This is a genomic window from Parabacteroides faecis (genome assembly GCF_014647375.1).
Lineage (GTDB): Bacteria > Bacteroidota > Bacteroidia > Bacteroidales > Tannerellaceae > Parabacteroides > Parabacteroides faecis.
The window spans coordinates 39,921-64,908 of sequence record NZ_BMPB01000011.1 but is presented as its reverse complement, the minus strand read 5'-3'; the positions used below and the strand labels follow the sequence as shown (position 1 = coordinate 64,908).

At 40.0% G+C, this 24,988-nt stretch carries 14 protein-coding genes; 2 read left to right on the top strand and 12 right to left on the bottom strand.

Annotated features, from left to right (window positions below):
- Positions 1–86: 86 nt before the first annotated feature.
- From IEY67_RS16470 to IEY67_RS16455, 4 genes are all read right to left on the bottom strand, one after another.
- Positions 87–1,904, bottom strand: coding sequence for a RagB/SusD family nutrient uptake outer membrane protein (locus IEY67_RS16470; protein ID WP_183671860.1), 1,818 nt, complete (start codon positions 1,902–1,904; stop codon positions 87–89).
- Positions 1,905–1,925: 21 nt separating this feature from the next.
- Positions 1,926–5,450, bottom strand: a complete 3,525-nt coding sequence (locus IEY67_RS16465; RefSeq protein ID WP_122375997.1) for a TonB-dependent receptor — start codon at positions 5,448–5,450, stop codon at positions 1,926–1,928.
- 178 nt (positions 5,451–5,628) lie between these two features.
- Positions 5,629–6,615, bottom strand: a complete 987-nt coding sequence (locus IEY67_RS16460) for a FecR family protein (protein ID WP_183671861.1) — start codon at positions 6,613–6,615, stop codon at positions 5,629–5,631.
- A gap of 64 nt (positions 6,616–6,679) precedes the next feature.
- Positions 6,680–7,276 carry an RNA polymerase sigma-70 factor gene (locus IEY67_RS16455; RefSeq protein WP_122375999.1) on the bottom strand — a complete coding sequence of 199 codons (597 nt, stop codon included), beginning with the start codon at positions 7,274–7,276 and terminating at the stop codon, positions 6,680–6,682.
- Between the two features lie 156 nt (positions 7,277–7,432).
- Between IEY67_RS16455 and IEY67_RS16450 the strand changes: the two genes are divergently transcribed.
- A complete protein-coding gene (locus IEY67_RS16450) occupies positions 7,433–9,496 on the top strand; it encodes a DNA topoisomerase 3 (protein WP_122376000.1) in 2,064 nt (687 codons plus the stop codon).
- 13 nt (positions 9,497–9,509) lie between these two features.
- The gene (locus tag IEY67_RS16445; protein ID WP_183671862.1) at positions 9,510–10,001 is read left to right on the top strand and encodes an NUDIX hydrolase; all 492 of its coding nucleotides are present in this window, start codon (positions 9,510–9,512) and stop codon (positions 9,999–10,001) included.
- 112 nt (positions 10,002–10,113) lie between these two features.
- On the opposite strand, the gene IEY67_RS16440 is transcribed toward IEY67_RS16445, so the two are convergent.
- The 8 genes from IEY67_RS16440 to IEY67_RS16405 all read right to left on the bottom strand — a co-directional run bounded on the left by IEY67_RS16440 (position 10,114) and on the right by IEY67_RS16405 (position 24,974).
- A complete protein-coding gene (locus IEY67_RS16440; protein WP_183671863.1) occupies positions 10,114–12,591 on the bottom strand; it encodes a C10 family peptidase in 2,478 nt (825 codons plus the stop codon).
- Positions 12,592–12,784: 193 nt separating this feature from the next.
- Positions 12,785–17,365, bottom strand: coding sequence for a hypothetical protein (locus IEY67_RS16435; RefSeq protein ID WP_183671864.1), 4,581 nt, complete (start codon positions 17,363–17,365; stop codon positions 12,785–12,787).
- Positions 17,366–17,549: 184 nt separating this feature from the next.
- Positions 17,550–18,320: a LytR/AlgR family response regulator transcription factor gene (locus IEY67_RS16430; protein ID WP_122376004.1), complete on the bottom strand. Its 771-nt coding sequence runs from the start codon at positions 18,318–18,320 to the stop codon at positions 17,550–17,552.
- The gene (locus tag IEY67_RS16425; protein WP_183671865.1) at positions 18,317–20,365 is read right to left on the bottom strand and encodes a tetratricopeptide repeat-containing sensor histidine kinase; all 2,049 of its coding nucleotides are present in this window, start codon (positions 20,363–20,365) and stop codon (positions 18,317–18,319) included. The genes IEY67_RS16430 and IEY67_RS16425 overlap by 4 nt, the downstream gene beginning before the upstream one ends.
- A 199-nt stretch (positions 20,366–20,564) precedes the next feature.
- Positions 20,565–21,953, bottom strand: a complete 1,389-nt coding sequence (glmM, locus tag IEY67_RS16420; RefSeq protein WP_183671866.1) for a phosphoglucosamine mutase — start codon at positions 21,951–21,953, stop codon at positions 20,565–20,567.
- A gap of 12 nt (positions 21,954–21,965) precedes the next feature.
- Positions 21,966–22,550, bottom strand: coding sequence for a BamK family beta-barrel-assembly machinery protein (bamK, locus tag IEY67_RS16415; RefSeq protein ID WP_122376040.1), 585 nt, complete (start codon positions 22,548–22,550; stop codon positions 21,966–21,968).
- Positions 22,551–22,605: 55 nt separating this feature from the next.
- The gene (locus IEY67_RS16410) at positions 22,606–23,655 is read right to left on the bottom strand and encodes a DHH family phosphoesterase (protein WP_183671867.1); all 1,050 of its coding nucleotides are present in this window, start codon (positions 23,653–23,655) and stop codon (positions 22,606–22,608) included.
- Between the two features lie 44 nt (positions 23,656–23,699).
- A complete protein-coding gene (locus tag IEY67_RS16405) occupies positions 23,700–24,974 on the bottom strand; it encodes a ComEC/Rec2 family competence protein (RefSeq protein WP_183671898.1) in 1,275 nt (424 codons plus the stop codon).
- Positions 24,975–24,988 lie beyond the last annotated feature (14 nt).

The following is a 24,988-nucleotide window of genomic DNA, read 5'->3' as shown; positions in this document are numbered from 1 at the left end:
ATAGAAGCGTTAAAGATACAAATTAAATAAAAATCTTCCGAATGATTTTACTTTTTCATTCGGAAGATTCCAGAATAGTGTATGTATTATTTCCACCCCGGATTCTGCACCAGGTTCTCATTCAATACAGTCTGCTTCAAAGGGATAGGATACAAATAACATTTGTCTTCCCAGCCCGGATTCGGCTTTTCGATGTAAGTTACGCAGTTCACATAGCGAGGCATATCCGTTCCTTTATATAAACTTTTAGCCAGAGCCTCACTATTGTAATCTCCTATATTATTGATCTTGACACCGACCGGTTGCTCATTCAGGTATTCACCTTTCTTCCAACGTTTGATATCATCGAAACGGAAACCGGATCCCATCAGTTCAGAACATCTTTCACGACGGATCTCCCACAAAACAGGAGCTACATCTTTATCACGAAGCGTATCAAAATCCGATCCGATCGCATCCACGGTCATGGCTGCCACACCGGCACGTGCACGCAGTTTGTTGATCGTTGCATCAGCCACCGCCTGGTCGAAACGTCCTAACTCGAACATCGCCTCGGCATGGTTCACCAACACCTCTCCCATGCGGAAAATCGGTCCGTCAGTACCCTGCACTTCCCCCTTATCGGCACCGGGCAATGCATTATAATATTTATACATGAAGTAACCGGTCTGTGTATCTACCCCACTGACTTTCACTGCGGTCAGGTTAGGAATATTCGCGATATAGGAAGTAGTCTTCTTTAGAGGCAACATCTTTCTTTCCTGATTATTTTTGGTCAGTTTGCCCATCATATCGATATATTCTCGTTCTACCGCTTCATCTGTATATTCCCAATGGGACAGGTCTGTAGAAACCGTTACTTTATAAGGAGGACAAATCGTATAATACAGACGTAAGTCACGATTCCTGAATTCATCATAAACGGTATTATCCCCATCATACACAGCAGAAGTTGAAATAGGTTTCCCATCCGAACACAAATAGTGTTCAACCAGTTTCTTTGAACCTTCATACAAACGTTCACCGGTCGTACGTTGAGTCAGGTCATGCCCTTTCCCTTTTTCATTTTCCTGATATTCCCTGTACAAAAGGATACTGCTTTGCCCTTTCAGGCTTAATGAATTGAAGACATCATCGTAATCAGCCATCAGGCCCAGATTCTGGTCGATCAGTTTCTGAGAGGCTTTCACGCTGGCTTCCAGATATTTCGAACCATCTATATTATCCACACTGCCATGATACTTTCTCCAGGTCCCTTCATACAATCCGAAACGGGAAATTAAAGCACGTACAACATTCGGATTGACTGTATTATCACCATCCCCTTGTGCTTTTATATTCTCTTCGGCATAAAGAAGATTTTCCAGCATATGATTGGCTACAACTTCGCGGGAATCTTGTTTGGCATACAGAATGTCTACATCATCCGTGCCGACCACATGTTCCAGCCAGGGCAGATCACCAAACTTTTTAAGCAACTCAAAATAGCCATGAGCACGGAAGAAATAACCGACCCCACGCCAGTGAGCCTTATCTTTCTCGGTCATTTGTGAATTATCAATATTATCCAGCATCAGATTCACCTGGCGGATAAAATCAAAGGTCCAGGTATCTGCACTGACATTCGAGGGAGACATGCGGTTATTCACCCAGGCTATTCCACGGGCATCGTTCGAATCGTATAACATATCCGATATATCTCCTGCCTGAGGATAATTCTGATAAGCGATCAGCGTTTTATTATACAATCCCCACGCATACATCTTGAAATTATCATAAGTCGTAAAGACGGTATTTTCCGTTTCTTTGTCAATCGGGTATTTGTCCAGGAACTCATCATTCAAACAAGATGTTCCCCCTAAAAGAAATGCAGCCAAGCAAGCTGATAAATATATTTTTTTCATAAGAATCAAGTATTATACAAATTATAAAGTAACATTAATACCAAAAGAGAATTTCTTCATGAACGGATACAAGTCATTAATACTCATTGTCTGTTCCGGGTCCATTCCTTTATACATATGATGTTTTGTCCAGAGATCCTCGCCACTGAAAAATACTTTAAAGGCAGAGATCGCTTTTGTCTTTTCAAGCCAGGTACTCGGGAAGGAGTAGCTCAATGTGACATTCTTCAGTTTGATATACGATCCATCCATCAGATACTTTGTCTGATTCCTTCTGTTGAAGCTATCCGCTCCCTGGTTAACGCCGGTCTGATTACCTAAGCGGGGATAGTAAGCATCACGATTTTCCGGAGTCCAGTAGTCCAGATGATGTTTCAGGACTGTCGCAGCAGCATTCGGATTATCCGTATTGGTATGTGGCCATGCCAGGAAATTCGACTTACCATCCGTACCGACAATCAGGTCACGCTTTCCAACTCCCTGGAAGAAGAATGTCAGGTCGAAACCTTTCCAGCCGATGCCGGCATTGATAGCATACGGATAACGTCTGGAACTATTACCGATGATCTTTCTGTCACCCGGATTCTTCGCGGTATTATCCCCTTCCGTATCGATCTTTCCGTTACCATTCAAGTCTTTAAACAAGATATCGCCCGGTCTCGGATCACGAACGTACGGATCAAGTGTCGGAATACCTTCTTTCAGTTTATAAATACCTTCTTCTTCATTGATATATTCAAAGTCATCTTCCGTATAGAAACGATCTGTTACAAATCCCCAGATTTCTCCGACTTCCTGACCTACACGATAATTAGTTACTTTTGCAGTAGATAACATCTCTGTCGGATTGTCGAACTTCGTTACTTTGGAACGTGAATCATAGAGATTCAAACCGATATTATAACGCCAGTCTTTACCGATCCGGTCTCTCCAATTGATTGCCAACTCCCAACCCTTCGTACGCAAATCTGCCGAATTTTCCAAAGGAGAAGAACCGCCCAGCACAGAAGGAAGTTCCTTACCCGGAGCCAACATACCTTTCGTGTCACGACGATACCAGTCGAATACCAGATCCAGACGGTTATCAAACATACCCAGATCGAAACCGATATCCAGGGTTTCAACCTTTTCCCAGGTAAAGCTTGAGCTGAACAAAGCCGGAACCTTACGGGTAATGTTCCATACGCCATTTTCCAACCATCCGTCATCCGTTGCCATTACACCCAGGAAAGCATAGTTTTTAATAGCCTGGTTACCAACCTGTCCGAAAGAACCTCTTAACTTGAAATTAGTGACATATTCTTTCGACCAGTCCATGAAACGTTCCTCGGAAACTCTCCAACCCAATGAGAAAGAAGGGAAGAAACCGAAACGGTTACCTGAAGGGAACTTGGAAGAACCGTCATAACGCCCGTTTGTTTCAAATAAATATTTTCCTTTATAGTTGTAAGACAGTCTGTAGTACAAGCCACGCAATGAATATTCGTCATATTCGTCACCTGTAGTCATCGTTCCATCTGCACCGCTCAGGGAAGGGTGTTCGGGATTTACAACATGTAATTTCTTTCCCCATACTTTACGCATGTAACTGTATTCCTGGTTGAAACCAGCCATTACACTGAAAGAATGGTCATTGATAGTCTTATCGTAGTTTCCGTAGATATTGATCGCATTATAATTGGTATGTTGTTCATCCAACTGATAAGATGAATTGCCGCTATATGAATCGGCCAATGAGAAATAGTTGTTCTCTGCATTGACATATTTCACTGTCTTCTGATATTCATCCTTATCGTAGTTCGTTCTGTTGAATGTATATTCCGCATTGATCAACAACCCTTCCATCGGTTTAAAAATAGCCTTGCCGAAAAGACGGATATCTTCCGTATTCTCAGACTGAACCGGAGAGTTCATGATATTCCAGCGGGGAGTACCTATCGGATACGTTTCTCCGTCTATTTCGACGTCACCTTCCGGATAATAAGTTGGCAGCAACTGAGCCAACCGGTACGGCGACCAGTTTCTCAATGTATTCATATTCGGATTCGTCTTCTTCGCCTTCGAATATTTAACATCGGCCTGTACTGTAAACCAAGAAGCAATTTCAGAACTTACGAAAGAAGACAGGTTATATCTGTTATAACCGTCCTTGTCTGAAACCAGGATACCGTCTTCGTCCAGGTAACCGAAAGACAGACGGTAGGCAGATTTAGCCGTACCACCACTGACAGAAGCATTATGTGATTGCTGAAAACCATAGTTATCCATCATTCGCTCCAGATGGTTTGTTTCTCTCAGGTCATAACGGTTTCCGCCCTCATCCATATAGTAACCCAATGGATATTTACCGGGATTCACCTGATAATCTTCCAGATAGCCTAACCAGGCAGAAATGTCCTGTCCGTTATTATAGCGGCCATTCTTATAACCCATATCATTATAGAAACGGACTGTCTCCAGAGGCGATGCTTTCTCTATCAAAGACTGGGGTTTGGAAAAAGCAAAGTTGTTGTTATAATTGATAGAAACTTTCTGTTCTTTATTGGCCTGTTTGGTCGTGATCAAAATAACACCGAAAGCAGCACGTGCACCATAGATAGCAGCAGACGCAGCATCTTTCAACACCGTTACCGTTTCGATATCGGCCGGAGAGATCATATTGATATCCATCGGAACGTTATCAACCAACACCAGAGGTTCCCCTTCGCCATATTCGTCTATATTCAGACGGTTGGTACCACGCACATTCAGTTTCATGCTTTTACCCGGGCTACCGGCATCCGTGGTAATCGTCAAACCCGGCATAGCTCCCTGCAAAGCCTGGCTGGCAGAGACAACAGGACGATCACCCATCACCTCATCCATTTTGACTGTACTTACGGCACCCGTCAGATTGACTTTTTTCTGAGTACCGAAGCCGACAACAACGACTTCGTCCAATGTTTGCGTATCTTCCAATAACCTGATATCATATTGGGATTGTCCGTCAACACGTACTTCTTTATTCAAATATCCGATATAGGAAATCGTCAATGTGCTGCCGTCAGGTGCCTCCAGACTGAAATTACCATCGAGATCCGTAATAGTACCGTTTGTGGTACCCTTTACAATGACATTCGCACCAATAACAGGCTCCCCTTTATCGTCCGTTACCACACCCGATATCTTCTTCTCCGGCTGAGCCTGTTGAGACGCACCGGTTTTTGCTTTACGGACACTTACAGAAACCGTGTTATCTTCACGGTTAAAATCCAAACCTGTTTGTTTGGATATTTCACTGAGGACGTCTTTTAACGGCTTGCCGTTGAAGGCCAGATTAACCGTCAATTTGTTATTGATGACGGTCTCGCCATAAAAGAACTTGACTCCCGTTTGTTGGGAAATCTCTTTAAAAACCTTTTCTACAGGCTGGTTGTGAACCTGAATGGTTATCACTTCTGATTTAACCGATTGAGCTGTTACCGGTTGTACGCACACAACTGCTAAAAAAACAAAAAGAACAGAATAACAAGCCCAACAATACTTCTTAATATTAAGGAAGTTCATAAATTTGGATGTTTTATGGTTGTTTTGAATAGTAATTTAAAACGACTCCGTATGGATTGCCTGGAGTGGACGCCTGGCAATCGTAGAGTATAAGGAGGATCTCTGTGATCTTCCTTTTCTTTTAATTTTTCGTTAACTGGTGTCTTTCATGCAAGTATCAAATTAAATAAGTTAATAATTAATTCTTATATAAAATTATTTTGTCTTTCTCTATTCTGTATTTTATATCTGTCGAATATTGAATTGATTTAAGTACCGACTCCAGGCTCTTATTATCGTGTTCTCCATAAATATATTCATCATATTCAGCTCCCGGAGCAAATGCTATCGGACGGTTATACATACGGATTAGTTCATTTACCACAGTCCGTATCGGAGTCCTGTTGAAATAAAGCCCTCCTTTTATCCAAATAGTAGAAAGCTTTGCATCTTCATTCCGTTTCTGGAACTCTCCTTTCGTTTTATCCAGGACAAGCTGTTCGTCAGGAGCCAGGCGCATCATGGCTTCCGGCAGATCGACCTGTACCTTTCCGGTCCGGACACTCACCGTCAACTGCTCGTCTATATCATAAGCCTTCACATTAAAAGAGGTCCCCAATACTTTCACATGAGCATCTTTGGTATGGATAACAAAAGGCTTCTCTTCATTCCGCGTCACTTCAAAAAAACCTTCTCCATCCATCTCTATCTGACGGATATCAGAGATAAAATGTTCCGGATACTTCAAATAGGAACCTGCATTCAACGTAACGGAAGTACCGTCCGGCAAAGTGATTTGTCTATGCTCCCCGTTTTTTACCCGTATTTCAATATAAGCCAGTTCTTTTTGCTGGTTTGAGCGGAACATATTAAAGGTTCCCCACCCTATGGCGAATACGGCAACCAACATAGCTACGTATTTAAAATAAGGAGTAAAAGAAAGACGCTTTTCCGGTTTCCGGATACGATCCAGCAACAGACGGGCTTCCTCTTTATAGGATTCCTGCCGGGCCAATGACAATTCATCATCTTCTATTGTTTCCCAAACAGCGTCCATCGTTTCACTGATCTCCGTATTATATTTTCCCTCATGAAGATGCTTCAATAGATCATCGGCATCTTTACGGGTATAAAGACCATCAATAAATCGTTTTAATATGTTGTTTATATGCTTCAATTCTGACATATTATTGGTGCGTATAATTATAGTACCACGGAAGCGGGTACAACTGGGATGTTATTAACTTTTATTATGAATTTAAACAAAAAAGGAGTAAGAGCAAATCGGCATATGTCCCGGCGTATTTAACTAAATAAGAACGTATTACTTTCAATGATGCGGAAATATGTTGCTGAACGGTATACACAGATATATTCAATTCTTCTGCAATCTCCTTATGAGATTTCATTTCCTTCCGGCTCAAATCGAAAATACGGCGTTGTTGTGAGGTCAGGTCCTGCAAGGCTTTTTCCAGTAACTGGTTCAGATCGGCGTCTACTATTTTATCCTCCGTGTCGTTAGTTATATCCACAGAGCCTTTTAATATGATATCTTTAAGTTGTTGTTCTTTTTCTATTCCAGCCAGTAAATTAAGGATTCGGTTCTTTACAATTGTATAAATATAGGGGGCAAAAGGTGAATCCGGATTCAGAAAACGACGGTTTTGCCATACCGAAGTAAATGCATCCTGAAAAACATCTTCCGCAAATTCCCTGGATTTAAGAAACTTCATTGCAAAGTACATCAGTCTGTTCTTATACAAAGCGTATAATTCACAGAAAGCCGATTCGTCATCATGAATCAGACTTGCAATTAGTTTTTTCTCCTGTTCTGAATTATTATACATAAATAATTGCTAAAGGCATATATCTATTCCCTCTCAATCCTAAGACTTGTCAAATATAGAGATATTCTATATACCTCACAAACTCCATTCACTATTTTATTAAGTCAGCAGGAAACCGTACATTTGTGTGATTTTTACGAAAGGATTAAATTGCAGATGAAAGTATGTATTGCTGAAAAACCGAGTGTGGCACGTGAGATTGCCGAAGTACTGGGGGCTACAAAAAAGATGAACGGGTATATTGAAGGAAACGGATATCAGGTTACCTGGACATTCGGACATCTGTGTACACTGAAGGAACCGCATGACTATGCCGACGAGTGGAAACGGTGGAGCCTGAGCGCTCTTCCCATGATCCCGCCCCGCTTCGGAATCAAACTGATCAGCAACCCGACTTACGAGCAGCAGTTCAAAATAATCGAAGGACTGATGCAGAACGCCGAAATGGTGATTAACTGCGGTGATGCCGGCCAGGAAGGGGAATTGATACAACGTTGGGTCATGCAGAAAGCCGGTTGCACCTGCCCGGTGTACCGGTTATGGATATCTTCTTTGACAGAAGAGGCGATCCGTGAAGGCTTCCAGCATCTGAAAGAACAGACAGAATTCAAGACATTATACGAAGCCGGACTGTCACGGGCCATCGGCGACTGGCTGTTGGGTATGAACGCAACCCGTTTATACACGATCCGCTACGGACAAAACCGCCAGGTACTTTCCATCGGCCGCGTTCAGACACCAACACTGGCACTGATCGTAAACCGCCAGGCAGAAATAGATAACTTCAAGCCCGAGCCTTACTGGGAATTGAAAACGGTCTACCGGAATACGACATTTTCTGCCACCAAAGGTAAATTCACCAAGAAAGAGGAAGGGGAAGCGTTCCTCGAAATCGTCCAACAGGAAGATTTTACCGTTACTGATATATCCGAAAAGAAAGGAAAAGAATATGCTCCCCGTCTTTTCGACCTGACCTCGTTACAGGTGGAATGTAATAAGAAATTTGCCTTCACAGCGGATGAGACATTGAAACTGATACAATCTTTATATGAAAAGAAAGTGACGACCTACCCGCGTGTAGATACCACTTTCCTGAGTGAGGATATTTATCCAAAGGTCCCGAATACGCTGAAAGGATTGGTAGATTATACCGAGCTGACCGCTTCTCTGTTGAACGCCAAGATCCCTAAAAGTAAAAAAGTATTCGACAACTCGAAGGTAACCGATCACCATGCAATCATCCCGACCGGCGTTCCGGCCCGTAACCTGACAGAGAATGAACGAAAGGTATACGACCTGGTTGCCCGCCGCTTTATCGCAGCCTTTTATCCGGATTGCGAAATATCGACCACCACTGTACTTGGAAAAGTCGGTAAAGTCGATTTTAAAGTAACCGGAAAACAGATATTAAAACCGGGATGGCGTGTCGTATTCGGTGCCGAGCAAAAAGATCCCGATGCAGAACCAACCGAAGAAGAAGGTGTTTTGCCTGACTTTACCAAAGGAGAGTCCGGACCTCACAAGCCGTTACTGAAAGAAACCTGGACGACTCCCCCCAAACCATATACGGAAGCGACATTGCTCCGTGCCATGGAAACTGCCGGTAAGCTGGTAGAGAATGAGGATTTGCGCGATGCCTTGAAAGAAAACGGCATCGGGCGTCCTTCTACTCGTGCTGCCATTATCGAAACACTGTTCAAACGGAATTATATCCGGAAGGAACGCAAGAACCTGTTCCCTACTGCAACGGGAAAGGAACTGATAGGAACGATACATGAAGAGTTGCTCAAAAGTGCAGAACTCACCGGTTTATGGGAAAAGAAACTGCGTCAGATAGAGCGGGGTACATACGAAGCCCGGACATTCCTGGAAGAACTGAAACAAATGGTCAACCAGGTAGTCATCAACGTTCTTTCCGACCAGTCGACCCGCACCATCACCATAGAGGAGGCAGTCAAAGAAGCACCGAAAGCAGAAAAAGGGACTAAAGAGGAGAAAAAAGAAAAGAAACCCCGAAAGCCGCGTGCTAAAAAGGAAGAGAAACCGAAAGAAATAGAAAAACCTGTTTGTCCGATCTGTAAGAAAGGAAATATCCTACGGGGAAAAACGGCATACGGCTGTTCCGAATATAAGAATGGTTGTACGTTCCGCCTGGATTATGCGACTTATGGAGAAGGGTTATCGGATAAAGAATTGATTTCTGTGATCAGTCAGCTTTAAATATCTATATAAAATGGAAGAAGAATGGTTCCCTCTGGTGAATGAAGAGGGAGAAACAATAGGTAAGGCTACACGCCGGGAATGTCATAGCGGTAGTAAACAATTACATCCGGTCATCCATCTGCATATTTTTAATGAGGTAGGAGAATTGTACCTGCAAAAGCGTTCGATGAACAAAGATATCCAACCTGGTAAATGGGATACGGCTGTAGGCGGACATATCGATTATGGTGAAACGGTGGAAGAAGCTCTTCGCCGGGAAGTTCGTGAGGAACTGGGTATCACCGAATTTACCCCACAATTCATGACTCGTTATATATTCGAATCGACTATCGAAAAAGAACTGGTCAATACATTCCGTACCGTCTATAACGGAGAAATCCAACCAGATACTGAAGAACTGGACGGCGGACGTTTCTGGTTGATGGAAGATATAAAAACCAACCTGGGGAAAAACGTCTTTACTCCGAATTTTGAACAGGAGTTCCGGCGGTTATTCTTATAACATATAAAAAAATGGAATAAAACCGTTCACCCGAAAACCACTCACTTTAACAAAAACAAACCAGTATGCCATATTAAATGGGAGTAGACGGTGAACGGTATATTCAAGATATTTACAAAATAACCTTAAATGAATTTTCGCCAACAATCACTACATATCGCCCGTTTGGTAACTGTACACGTGTATCTCCGCTTACAACACCCAGATTTTTATATATACTACCATTAAATGTAGCTACATAGACTTTCATTGGCTGTGGTGTAAAAATACAAACAGTACCATCAGAGGCCGTAACCTTAATTTTACTGGCTTCAATTTTTTCACTGGCAACATCCGTGTTTTCTTTAATTCCGTCAATCTTGATTACTATCGGCTCACAGATATTTTCAATAAGATATAAGCCATTCCCGTTCGGAGTAATAATATCTCCCCGGTCTATTGTGACAACAGGAACAGACTGGTTGTATTCTTTATCGAGAACAAGAGAAAAAGTGAAATCTTTCTTATTTTCCACCTTATAATCCCCCGGTTCCGGATCAGTAGTTACTCCTTCTACTTTCGGTAATGTCACAATATGATAGACTACTGCCGGGTCCGGTGCCGTTCCAACTACTTCTACCGTTTGATTAGCATGGATATCATGGATAATATAATACCCATTACTATTTGGATATATTACTGAACCATTTACTCGTACCACTATACTATATTCCTCATAACCGGTTTGGGGAATAACTGTAAATTCAAAATCTTCTCCCTTAGGTATCGAAAGCGGATCATAACCGGAAGCCGGTTTAATATCGAATCCAACAACTGAAGGTAAAGTAACTGTATAGATTGAAATTGGCGGTTCCTCAAGAAAAAAGGTCAAATAAATATCTTTCCGAATATTTGACAGGGTATATATGCCATTAGCATCAGGGCTGAGCTCTGTTTCACCATTTTTAACAACAATAATATTGGTGTTTGTATTCTTAATTTTAAACTTAAAATCACCTCCTTCAGTAACAGAATCAGCATTATAGCCCTTCTCTGGAGCGACAGTTACACCAGGCAGTTCGTTCCAGGTTATTTGATACGTATTAACATGAGCCCCGGCTGTCAGATTAATCACATCTGCAACATTCGGACCACCTTCCACAATTTTATAATCCCCATTACCCACCTGAGAAATCAGAAATAACCGGTCTCCTTCTTCTATAGGCTCTGTTATTTTACACGAAAATGATACATTATAATAATATTTATAAGGATTAAAAGAAAAATTCCGTGGAGTTGCAACCACTTCTTTCAGATTCTCATTTTTATCATAATGTCCGACGGATAAAGATGCTGTAAAACTTGGAGAGAAACATCTTATCCCTGAGATTGTAAGTGTAAACAGACCTCCCTGTGCCGGCGTAGTATTTACTTTCAAACCACCTGTATATCCATTTGCATTTGAAATTCGAAGCTCGTTCAAACTTTGTCCGCCTTCATCTGGCTTAATGTTAATAATCATACCTTGGTCATACGTATAATCATGATTATCCGGTTTTAGTGCCGTCAAGGAGAACCAGTTGTCAGAATAACCTCCCCATCCCCAATTTATATGATACATACTCCCATCAAAACCATCTATTATAAATGTATGCCCATCTGTACCCGAGCCATGGTAAATGACCGGCCGTCGATTAGTAACCAACTCATCTGTCAACATTTTTTGCCATTCAGAAGCATCATAATCATCTTTTTCTATACATGAAATTGTTTTATCATATCTAAAATATTGGGTTAATGCATCGATGATACGCGCAGTCTGAGCAGAACTAGCACTTACACCATACTTCATATCACAACTAACGCCGCAATGATAAAGAAGAGTTGCCATGGCATCCACATTATCATTCGTATAGTCTGTGCTATAGTCGTCCAACATCTTATCCCATAAATAGGTAATTCCAAAATCAGCTTTATAAGAACCTTGAGTGGTAGAAGCACTTCCCACTCCCTGAGATGGATGTTTATGATACTTCATTACTATCCCCATAGAGGTCGCAACACATCCGGTTAATGCATTTTTTCCTTGAATTAGAGGACATTTACTATTGAACGGCATATCCTGATTCCATTTGGCCGTATTCAACAATGTCTGACTGCGTAAAATCGGAAGTTTTGTACCCTGAATCAAGTTGTGCCATTGTTCCTTTATTTCAATATCCTGCTCTATATCATTTGTACAAGCATAGCGAATTTGATCTGCATATCCCTGAAGCCACCCTTTCATGTTATCCGGGATAGTCTCATAAGAAAAATTACCGGAAGCAGAATAACCGAGTATTGGATAAACACGATCATCACCAGATACTATTATATACCCATCATTACTTCCATTATTGAATACATAATAATAAGCTTCTACTCCTCCCGAGCGCAAGTTTGGACGCTCCGTATAAACCAACTGTAAGGTTTGGACACTTCGTAACTGATTACCGGATATCTGCTGCGAGAAATTCTCTGCCACTCGCATCGCCTGATTGACTGACACATTTTCTGCATATCCCCATCTTACGGATATAAAACATAAAATTAATAAAAACCATTTTTTCATAACTCAATAATTTAATTTATCTGCTCTACACAATCAGATTTATTTGATACATTGTTTCTATACAGACATTTAATAAAGACCAGGAACCATTCACCTCTACTTATTAAACATACTGTTTTTTCTGTTTAAATAGGTAATCTCAAGGTGAACGATTCACTAGCCAAATCGTATACAAATACGTATTTACTTATGCTTATTTACTAAAAAACACTTTCTGGCTACCACTGAAATAATCAATAATGTAACTGCCACTAACCTCCGGATGATAAAGCACAGTTTCACCGTTATAAACAGCATGTTTCAATACCCTTCCGGAAAAATCATAGATAGTGTAATGTGTGCCATACTGCAGACCTTTTACTACAATTCCCCCATCTACAATAGAAATTTGTACATCATCATTAGTTATACTTTCGTTTGCAGTCGGATTATTTTCATTAAGTACGACAAACGTGCCCAATTTATCAGTACTAAATGTCAATGTATTCTCATTTTGATCATATGTTGGTATAATTCGGGTCACATTACCTTCACATTCATTCAGAATGTAATAATTAGATGTGCCCAAAGCTCTCAACTGTTCACTCACAATCAACCGATTAGGCAAATAAACCCGTAAAGTAACCTTAGTTGGTAATGAATAAAGAACTTTCGTTGTCAAGGCAGCTCCACTTGCATTTTTAGTTACGATAGTAATTAACTCTTCTAATGAACCGATAACATCATCTCCGTTTCCTTTGGCCTTATCAACAGCACCGCTTAATGGATCCGGTAAATTATTTTCCGGAACCGGGTTAGCTTTCGGTTTCATATCCATTGGGGGATTTCCTCCGCCTAAACGATCAATGAGAGAGTCCAAATCGCTGATACCTCCATCAGGAACCGGATCTTTACCTGGAATAAAGCCTGAACCTATGGTATCAATAGGAGTCACGTTTACCGATTTTGGAATAAATGAAGCAGTAATCAGTACATTAGCTGGTGGCATTTTAAAGGTATAAACGTTCTCTTCATTTGTTGAGGTCAGTTTATTTATTTCATTATAACGTAACATTTCTGTATAAAGCTTCTTACCAGAGATAGGTTTCACCGTCACCGTCACTAACTCATTTTCTTTGGCCGTCGTTTTATCAACAGACAATATTCCATCTTTATACTTTTCAACTTTAACATTAAACAGCTTATTTACAGCATCCAGATTAGTCAATACTATATTATTCCCACTTAAAGAGAAACTATAGGTGTTAGCATATCGATATGTAAACTGTTTTACATCGGCTTCAGTCAATTTATAATTACCGGTTCCGCTTGCTACGATCGTTCCTGAAGGCATGTTAGTTTTCATATAACCAATCGTAATTTTATTCTTCAGAACAGATGAAACCAAAATCTTACCTTCGCCGTTTAATATAATAACTTCCTCTATCTTAGCATCTCCCCCTAATGTAAAAGGTTTAGTTACATACAAACCATACCGGTTACCGCTATTATTACCAATGGAGCCGCCAGATAAGTTCATCGAACCGTAAGTCATTTCTATAGCGGCCATAATATATCGTCCACTATTATTATTTCCAGTAACTGAACCTCCTATCATAGAGAAATTTCCTGCTCCGCTCACCCAAATGATATCCCCACCATCACTTGTATTACCGGAGATAGAACCTGCTTTAAATGTTAAAGAACCATGAGCTATGGAAACAACAGCATCACTACCTCCCCTAGCCAGTGCATTTGTTAAAGTTGCTCCTTCCAATAACTCACAACTTCCGCCATTCATTTCGATCAAGGTGCAATAACCTGTTGTATTTTTCTTATTACCGTCTAATGTGATTTTGGTTAATCCAAGATAACCTGAACCAACATCGAACATACGTAAATCAGCACTAGCAGTATTCTTTAAGGTTCCCCCTGTCAGCTTCACATATTTATTCCTGATTAAAATAGAGCGATAAATCAATATTTCTTTGGCTATAGTAATTGTTGTCGGAGCATCTACAGTTCCTTTGGATGCATCGATAGCAGCCTGAAGTTTTTCTTGGGTATCAATATCAGAAGATGACTCTTTCTTTACTAAAACAACCGTATTATCAACTAATTTCACAATCCAGTTCTTTGCTAAAGCTGAAGTTAAAACAAATCTCTTCAAATCAGACTCAGTAAGAGTATAACCGGAGCCTTTAGCCAAAACAAATCCTTCCTTCACAAACGTTGAGACCACATTGATATTTACATCTGCAACAAGAGATGATTGAATAGCCAAATAGTTAGTACCAGATTCCGATAAATAATAAACCTGATCACTTAATGTCCTATTATTCTTTATATAGACAGTCCCTTTACTGGATAACCCTAAAGCACAAGTATTTTGAGAGAAACTCACATCATCAATATTTATTGTTCCACCACATAGAATAGCAATACCTGAATTACCAATAATCTCACATGTTTTCAGTGTAGCCTGCCCCAAAGATGAAACAATTGAGTACACAGCGTTATCTATTGTCGATTTATTATCTATAATATTTCCACCGGTATAAGTCCACTTACTTGTTGGGGCCAAATAAATTACAGGACACTTATTACCTGTATTGTTACGAATAGTACCTCCATCCATAACAAAACTGCCTGCTATTTCTAATGTAAGCCAATCCGTACCGCTTTGTGCACTTTGCAGAATAGCCTGATGATGCATAATAAATGAAGAAGAAACATCAACTCGAGCAAACGAACAAAAACTTCCAAACTTACCATCTAAGGTGATTTTTTCTAATATCAAAGATCCCCCATCTGTCACATCAAACATACGACAGTAATTCCCGGTAGTAGCTCCCGCAGTCAAAGTTTCTCCAGTCAGCTTAATATGTTTCTTTTTAATTAAAATTGTTTTTGTAATAGCAAACGACTTATTGATTGTTATTAATGTAGGATTATCAATAGATCCAACCGAAGCTGCATCAATAGCAGCCTGAAGTCCGTCTACATCCGTAATTTCACCACTACTACCGGATTTCTTAATTATTATAGTATTATCCGATAAAACCAAAATATAACCGTCCGGTAACTTGATTTTCTTTAAATCATCTTCAGTGATCTGATAGCCGGAATATCCTCTGGCTAATACAAAATTATCTGGGATAGTCCAATTTGCATTAAATTGTATGGTAAGAGTAAAAAGTAATCTTCGTTTTATGTAAATTACACTCTCATTCTGAATTTGAATAGCATCACTAATAAACTGATCCGGAGTGTTTTTATCTATAACAAAGTCACCTGTAGCAAAACGAAGATTTCCTCCTGTGTTTTGATAAATCATTCCCCCATTAAACACAAAATTCACTTTGCTGGAATAACCGAACAATCCTACAATATAATAATCACTTCCTACATTATTGAATATCTCACCACCATTCATTATGAAACTTCCGTCATAAATACTAACAACACTGGCCATAGATAAACCACCATAGAAGTAGTTCTTAGTAATTTGTCCGCCGTTCATAATAAATTCTCCTTTAAATATCCAAACAGCAGAAACATCACCAGTTAGACCTGCTCCAGTAAATATAGCCCCTTCATTCATAATTACTGTTCCACCTTGCACATTAACGAGACAAGACATATGATATGGCATAGCAGGACCTGTATTCCCTCCATCAACAATAATTTTCTGAAAAATTAATTGACCGGAATAGATTTTAAACAAAGTAGCCGGATCTGTTGTAATGCCATTTGAAATAGTACCACCTGTCAGAATAACATATTTATTAGTTATTTCAATAGTTTTGGTCAATGTTATATCACCTTTAATTTCTATTACTGTGGGATTATTTGCTGTGCCTGACGCTTTATTAATCGCATCCTGTAGTTCTTCCTGTGTAGTTATTTCCCCCGTTCCCGAAGATGGTTTAGATAATATAACCTGATTGTTTTCCAATTTAAAAACCAAGTCCGGGTGTTGAGTACTTTTATGAATCATCTTTGTAAGATCATTTTCTGTCAAGCGATAATTACCTGATCCGACAGCTACAATGTCGCCTTCGTCCATTATGGTTTCAATTGTAATTTCATATTTTAGAGAAGATGTTAATTTCAGAGGAGAACTCTGATCTACAAATAGAGTTGCATCTGTTCCATTAAGAGTAACATTTGATGAATTCAGAGAAACAGAACCAGGACTGCCTACATAAACAGAACCGGAAGCTTCATTCTTTACTATTTGTCCACTGTTCAAATTCGCTATGCCAAAATTAGCTATTACATGATTTCCACTACCCGAATTTCCAGTTATTGTTCCTCCATTTAAATTAAAAAGTCCATAATTTAGGAGACATAATGCATGCTCTATTCCTTTATTATTTTTGAAAACTCCATCTTTCTCTAGAGACAATATCCCCTCTTTCTCGATTTGGATCAATGGCATATTTTGAGCATCAATATTTGCTCCATCAATCGTGTTTTCAATCGCAATATTTCCACCGGCTTTTACTGTTAGAAGAATACCAGTATAACCTTCGGCCCGAATTAAGGGGCCGCCATGCATTCTAAATGAACCAGCATTCACTAGTACATTTTTATCAACGAGTATTCCATTTGCAGTAATAGGTAAATCTGTTACTGCATCACTTCTTAATCGAGGTGATGATAATACTTTCTGTAATTGTTCCATAGATTTAATCTCTATGGGTTTTGTTATTTGGGCCATCATCGGTAAAAGACCGATTAAACTTAACCACATCATAACAGCTAGTTTACGAGTGTACCTTTTTTTCATATTCCATGTAATTTTAGTAAATTATCTGCCCCATACAATCAGATGCATTTTATGCATAGTTTACAGACAAATGTATTTAATAAAGAGACACTCAAATTTCGGAAATATGCTAACAACGATTATCTAACAGATCACTGTGATAAGCGATACCATTTCATTCATAAATACACTCATTTTAATAAATTCACAGTATATCCAGCACCTCTCTTAGTCTTCTGTAATACCTCTGCGACACAGTCAAATCAATATCGGTAAACGGTGGATATAATCCGCACTTCAGTGTTACATTCTCTATCGTACACAAATAATTAAGATTTACGATACAATCCTGATTGATCTGTACGAATGAAGAATTAATACCTAACAGATCTTTTGCAGTAGTACTCATGCGGAGTTTATAAAGTTTACGGTCGGGAACAAGCATCATTTGCCAACATCGTTGTTCTTTCAGGTATAGGAAAAGAAGAATATCTTCACATTTTACCAGAACTAATCCAGAAATTGTCTGGACAGCTAACTTGGTATTACATAATAACATTCTACGCAAAGACTGCTCAATATTCACTTTATCGCTTTGGGCAATATGAAAACGATACCGGGCTATCAAAGCATCCAGTTCATTCAATTTATACGGTTTCAACAAATAATCAAAAGCAGAAGCGCGAATGGCATCCAAAAGATATTTATCATAAGCTGTATAAAAAACAATACGCATATCCGAATGGATATCAGATTGTATCCGGCTTAATAGTTCAAGGCCGGACATTCCAGGCATTTCGACATCAATAAAAAGCAGGTCCGGTTGTAAACGAACTATTTCGCGGGCTGCATTATCAGGAGATGTACATGTTGCTACAACACGTATCTCCGGGAAACGTGATAAATCACTTTCCAAAGATTTAAGACAAGACTGTTCATCGTCAACAATGATAGTAATAATTTCATTCGTATTCATAAAATAAAGTTGTAATTTAGTGGAACAATTAACAAGACACAGGTTCCGTGCCCTTTTTCAGAAACTGAATGCAGATTTCGAATTGAAAATTGCATTTTACGGATATTACGAGTATTCAATAAATCAATCGTACGATACAAGATTTTTAACCCTTGGCCGGTACTTCTCTCATCCCTGGCATGTGCACCGGGATGGTAACCAATGCCGTTGTCTTCTATCGATACATGAAGTTCCTCATTTTCAACAGAGATAGATATCATGATGCACGGATTCAAAGATTCTGTATTAAAAGCATATTTCACTGCATTCTCAACCGGTATCTGGATAGACATTGAAGGGACTAACGTATCCATAGATACGCCGGAGGAGATGCTCCACTCCACCCGGATACGTTCCGGATCCCCTAGCATTTTCAGCTTCAGATAGTTCTTTACAAAACTTACTTCTTTTTCTAATGGAACCGCCAGTTGTTCAGAAGAAAGCAAGTCGCCTCTCAATACATCGATCAGCAAATTTACCGGTTCGGAAAGTTCTTCATAACGGCGGAAGATAGGCATAACCGAGTTCAGTACATTAAATATGTAATGAGGAGCAATACGATTTCTGACAACCGCCATACGCAATTGGGTGATAGTAGCTATTTGCTGTTTATAACGAAGCTCTTTCTTCCGACGGATATAAAGCAGCGCACATACCATTAATAAAACAACAATAATTAATCCTAGTCCGGCAATCCATGCAAGCCACATCCATTGCTGTGCCTTAGCTTCAGTTTGCGTAATCATGATATCTTTCTTCAAAAGAGTCGTATCCTGCCGATAACGAAATTCGGTCTCACGAATACTATTCTCAATCTTCATATTCCGCAAAGAATCGCCACAAAGGTTCGCCTGATTCCTATAATAATACGCTTGGACAAAATCTTTCTTTTTACGGTATAACTCTTCCAACCGCTTGTTATGATAATATTGGTACTGGAGATCCGTATGAAGCGTATCATAAGGTTGATTCAATCGCCGCGCAGCTTCCTGCAAATCATTTTCCTGCAAAGCTAAAGATGCAAACAATCCATCCATATAAAACTTTATGCCGGGTTGCTGCAATGCGGATTCCCCGAAAAAGGCAACAGAACGTTCCAGATAATAGCGGGCGGAATCCGGCTGCTCCTTCAACAAATATATTTCACCGATATTCCCTTCTACTATACCCCGATAAATAGGTTGAGGAAAGTTTGCTACAATCACATTTGCCCGCTGGAACCAAACTAATGCATTATCATATTCTTTGGTTACATAATAATAGTTACCTCTGGAATTAGCAAAATAGTACTTTTCATAATCGCTTCCTTTATCCCAATATTGTTCTGCCTTCCGAAAATAAGAATCAGATAACGAATAGTTCTCCAGTTCCTGATACAATTTTGCCAATCCGGAATAAATAGGATAATTCATCTTATCACCAACACCTAAAGAATCAGAAAGAAACAATGCTTTACGGTAATGATAACCGGCCCAGCCATAATCACCCTGATGCTGATAACAATCAGCCAGATTAATATAGACATTTATCGCAGGTAAACGTTCAAAATCGTTTACCTGCGATAATGCTTCTGAAGCATTATGCAAACACACAATGGCAGAGTCCCATTGATTCATATCCTGAAAGAAAACACCCCGGCTATTATAGGCATCTGCCGATAATTTCAGCAGACGACCATCTTTTTCCGGTTGTTTTTCAACAAAATGTAAGACCCGATCATTCAATAAGAATGCAGAATCAACCTGATTGCTGAAATAATAACAACGGGAGATCGTTTGATTCAGATTATAATAGTTTATGCTATCCGATACATTTTCCTGATCAGTCCTTAATTTAGAAATAACAGCTAACGGCCTTACAGCCAAAGAGTCCCTATAAAAAGAAAGCAAAGAATCGACCCTGCTCGTTTCAGCCTCCTTTACAGATGATTTTTGAAACGAACAACCCAATAATAGACTAAACAGGATAACGAATACCCCATATGGCGTTAACTGTTGTTTTTCCATACTTGCCTTCCCTTTCTAACAAAGAACATAAAATATTATGACATTTACAATCGGTTAATCCCATTTTAACGTATAAACTTTAATTATCATGATTAAACGCTACATTTAAACAGACAAACGCCAAATCCGTAAAGCATATATATACAAAAAGAGGATACTCTTTCGAATATCCTCTCCTATTTATTATATGTATTAAATTTTACTTACACATCTCATTGATAACCGCGATCAGCTCGCCGCCAATCTCTTCGGCTTCTTCCATTGTGTGAGCTTCCGAATAGATACGAATGATCGGTTCGGTATTACTCTTACGAAGGTGAACCCATTTATCCGGGAAGTCGATCTTTACACCGTCGATATCAGTGATATCGTATTGAGCGAATTTTTCCTTTACCTTGGCCAGGATGGCATCCACATCAATCTCCGGAGTAAGCTGTACTTTCTGTTTAGAGATAAAATACGGAGGATAGCTGGCACGCAGTTCACTTGTTTTCATTTTCTTCTTTGCCAGATGAGTAAGGAACAAAGCGATACCCACCAAAGCATCACGACCGTAATGGCTGGCCGGATAGATCACCCCACCGTTACCTTCACCGCCAATCACAGCATTTGTTGCTTTCATCTTAGTAACAACATTTACTTCACCTACGGCAGCTGCATTATATTCGCAACCATGAGCACGAGTCACATCACGCAATGCACGGCTTGAACTCAAATTGCTAACCGTATTACCCGGAGTATGACTCAATATATAATCCGCTACGGCAACCAATGTATATTCTTCACCAAACATTTCACCGTCTTCGCAGATAATAGCCAAACGGTCTACGTCCGGATCCACAACAAAACCGACATCTGCTTTCGCATGTTTCATCAATTCTGAAATCTCCGTCAAGTTCTCAGGGATAGGTTCCGGATTATGAGAGAAGTTTCCGTGAGGAGCACAATGCAACTTAAAAATCTCCTTTACACCCAATGCATAAAGTAAATCCGGCAATACGATACCACCTACGGAGTTTACTGCATCGATAGCTATCCGGAAATTAGCAGCCTTTATAGCTTCTACGTCCACCAAATCAAGATTGAGTACACTCTCAATATGTTTCTGTTTATATGTATTGTCGACGATCACTTTTCCCAGATGATCGACATCTGCAAATTCAAAACTTTCAGAAGCAGCAATATCCAACACTTCAGCACCTTCGGCTGCATTCAGAAATTCACCTTTTTCGTTCAATAACTTCAAGGCATTCCATTGTTTCGGATTATGGCTGGCAGTCAAAATGATACCACCGCAAGCACCTTCCATTGCTACGGCTAACTCGGTTGTCGGTGTTGTAGCCAGATCGATATCGACCACATCAAACCCCATACCGGTAAGTGTACCCAGAACTACCTGTTTCACCATCGGCCCGGAGATACGTGCATCACGTCCTACTACGATTTTGTTTGTTGTAACTGTTGTGTTTTTTCTGATGAAGGTAGCATAAGCTGCTACAAACTTCACAATGGCCAACGGATTTAATCCGTCTTCCAGTGCTCCGCCTATTGTACCGCGAATACCGGAAATAGATTTAATTAGAGTCATAAGTATGTTAGATTATTTTTCGAATGTATATTTTACTTTTTTAAAATAAACCGGGAAATATTCACTTTGAAAATCATACCCCATTCGCTTAAACGGCACTATCAATCGAACGATAGCCCCTTCTCCCACATGATATAAAGGCGTAGCTAACCCTTCACCTACAAATTTATCAGGAAAATAGCCTACGTAATCTCCTGAATAAGAATTGGGGCCAAAAATAAATTCAGTTGGATATCCATAGATATATGAAGGCCCGTAAGTCAGGTTATTTGCCATTAAATAGGCGGTATCCGAATCCAATATTCCATACGCTTCGAATCGGCAAAAGACCTTTGTTTGTCCCAATACTGCCCGATTCCCATTACCGGAATCTATCACATTCAGATACACATCATTTTCCAACTTCACAAATTCATTTTCCTTAAAAACACCATCTGACGGATAGTTTTTAAGTACTTTAAATCCTTCACGATCAATCAACCTCTCAATCGCTTTCCTCTCATCCTTCAAGTGCTCGGTGTACGACTTTGTTTTATCGCATGACACCACCATCAAGGCAGCACACAAAATCATCAGGATATAAAAACCTCTCTTCATCTGTAATTCTTTAATGTATAAATGAGCGACAAATGTATATAATATCTGCCATATCTCAGGCAAGTTTCTCTATTTCTTCTGTTTTATTAGGATTAAATTCCTTCAATCCCTTTTCAAACGTAGCTATGGCATCTTCCAAAGAGCCAAAAAACTCTCCGCCGGAAGCATTCTTATGACCGCCTCCATTAAAATACTGGCAAGCAAACAGATTACAAGGAAAATCACCTACCGAACGAAGTGAAACTTTAATGTAATCCCTATCTTCACGGATGAATACACTAAATGTTACCCCTTCGATGCTTAACGGCATATTGACAAAACCTTCCGTGTCTCCTGTCACATAATGGAAACGATCCAGCTCTTCCTTCGAAAGAGTTATCAAAGCAGCATGATGCTCCGGATAAATCTTCATCTTTTCGTATAATACATACCCTTGCATCCGTAAACGGGATTCAGAATATACCTGGAAAACCTTGCGATATATCAAGTCCTTATCGATCCCCTTCTTTATCAGTTCACTGACGATCGTATAAATTTCCGGCTTATTGGAATTATAAGTAAAAGAACCGGTATCCGTCATCATGCCAGTATAAATACATGCAGCGGCCTCCTTCGTCATCAGGTCGAACATTCCCATACGGCAGATAAAACGGAAAATCATCTCACTTGTCGATGACATTTCCGGATATGATATCGTTACCCTGCAAAAATCTGCAGGATTCAGGTGATGATCGATCATTACCTTACGTCCTTCCGAAGCAATCACGGCAGGAGCCAGCTTCTCTATACGTTTAGGTTCATTAAAATCCAGACAAAAAATAACATCTGCATCATGAATCAACTGTTCTGCGAAATCAGGATACTTTTCATGTATCACGATATCTTTCGCCCCAGGCATCCATCTATAAAACGACGGGAACTCATTAGGGACAACAACGGTTACATTATCTTTACCATAAGTAGTAAGGAAATGGTACAACCCCAAAGAAGAACCGATAGCATCACCATCAGGAGTGACATGGGTTACAATAACAAAACTTTCGCCTTTTTCGACGTATTTCTTAGCTTTCTGAATTTTCTCTTCGTGAATGATTTTTGTAATCATATATAATCTTATTTACATGGACAAAGGTAGTATTTTTTTGCGTTCTACACAGTAAAAAAACGTTCAATAAGCAAATCAAAGAATATAAATAACAATAGAAGCAAACCAGCCAAAAGCATTCCCGGACGCCTGGTTTTGAGATACAACAAAAAACAGAGTATAGAACCATACCCCAGCACAGTAACCAATAAACCGATCCGGGTATAAAAAGCGACCTGTGTCACACGGCTAAAAGAATCTACGATCCAAAACAATGTATGTGTCATCTTTTCCACAAACAACTGTAACAATCCGTATCCGGGAATACCTGCTGGGAGCAACATCCAGATAAGTCCTGCCGGAATAAGAAAGGTCGCCAAAAAGGTCAACGGCAGATTAGTACAGAGAAAAACCAACGAGAACTGTCCGAAATAATACAGACAGAGCAGGGTTGTCCCCGCCTGAGCTGCCAACGTAACAGTAATCCAACCCCATGGCATTGCCACGATCGGGTTTCGCACCATAATGAGATCCTGTAAACGAGGTTGCAGAAACAAGATAGACAAGACAGCCAGATAACTCAATTGAAAACCGACATCAAATAAATATAAAGGATTAAACGCCAGCATACAGAAAGCTGCTGCAGCCAATGTATTATAGCCGTCAGTAGTACGCCTGAGCACTCGCCCGGTAAGATAAAGCGTCAGCATCAAACCGGCACGGACAGCCGACGGTGCTAATCCGGTAATAACGACAAAGCACCAGAGAAGGCAAAGGGTCAACAGATATTTCAACCAGCGATAAAAAGGACTCTTCGGTAAAAAAGAAAACAACAAAGAAAGAAATCCGCAAACAACCGCCACATGAAAGCCGCTTACCGCCAACAGATGGGCAACACCTGTTAAGGAAAATCGTTTTCTCACATCACGACTCATATCTTTACGATACCCAAGCGTAATAGTTGCCAGTACCGACTTTTCTTCTTTAGACAAGTTCAACCGATCGAAAGGTTTCAATAAATATTCCTGCTTTCCTCCGGCAAATTCCATTAAGAACGAAGTGTCTGACTCTCCCCTCCGGCCCTGCCAATAGGCAGTCCGCTGAATAGAAAAACTAAGCAATAATGAAAGGAAGACTACACCCCATATCCAGCGTAATTCATAATTACAGCCTGCTACATCTATGCCAGGAGCCAGCCAGGCAAACGCAATAAATACCGTCGGAATAACGATCAATAAGAATGAGATAATACTGCAATTAAATATGGATTGCAGCAAGATTCCGGTTATCCATATAAAAAGCGGCCTGACAAATGGCCGCTTTTGTATTTCTTTTATTATCATACAAAGGTTGG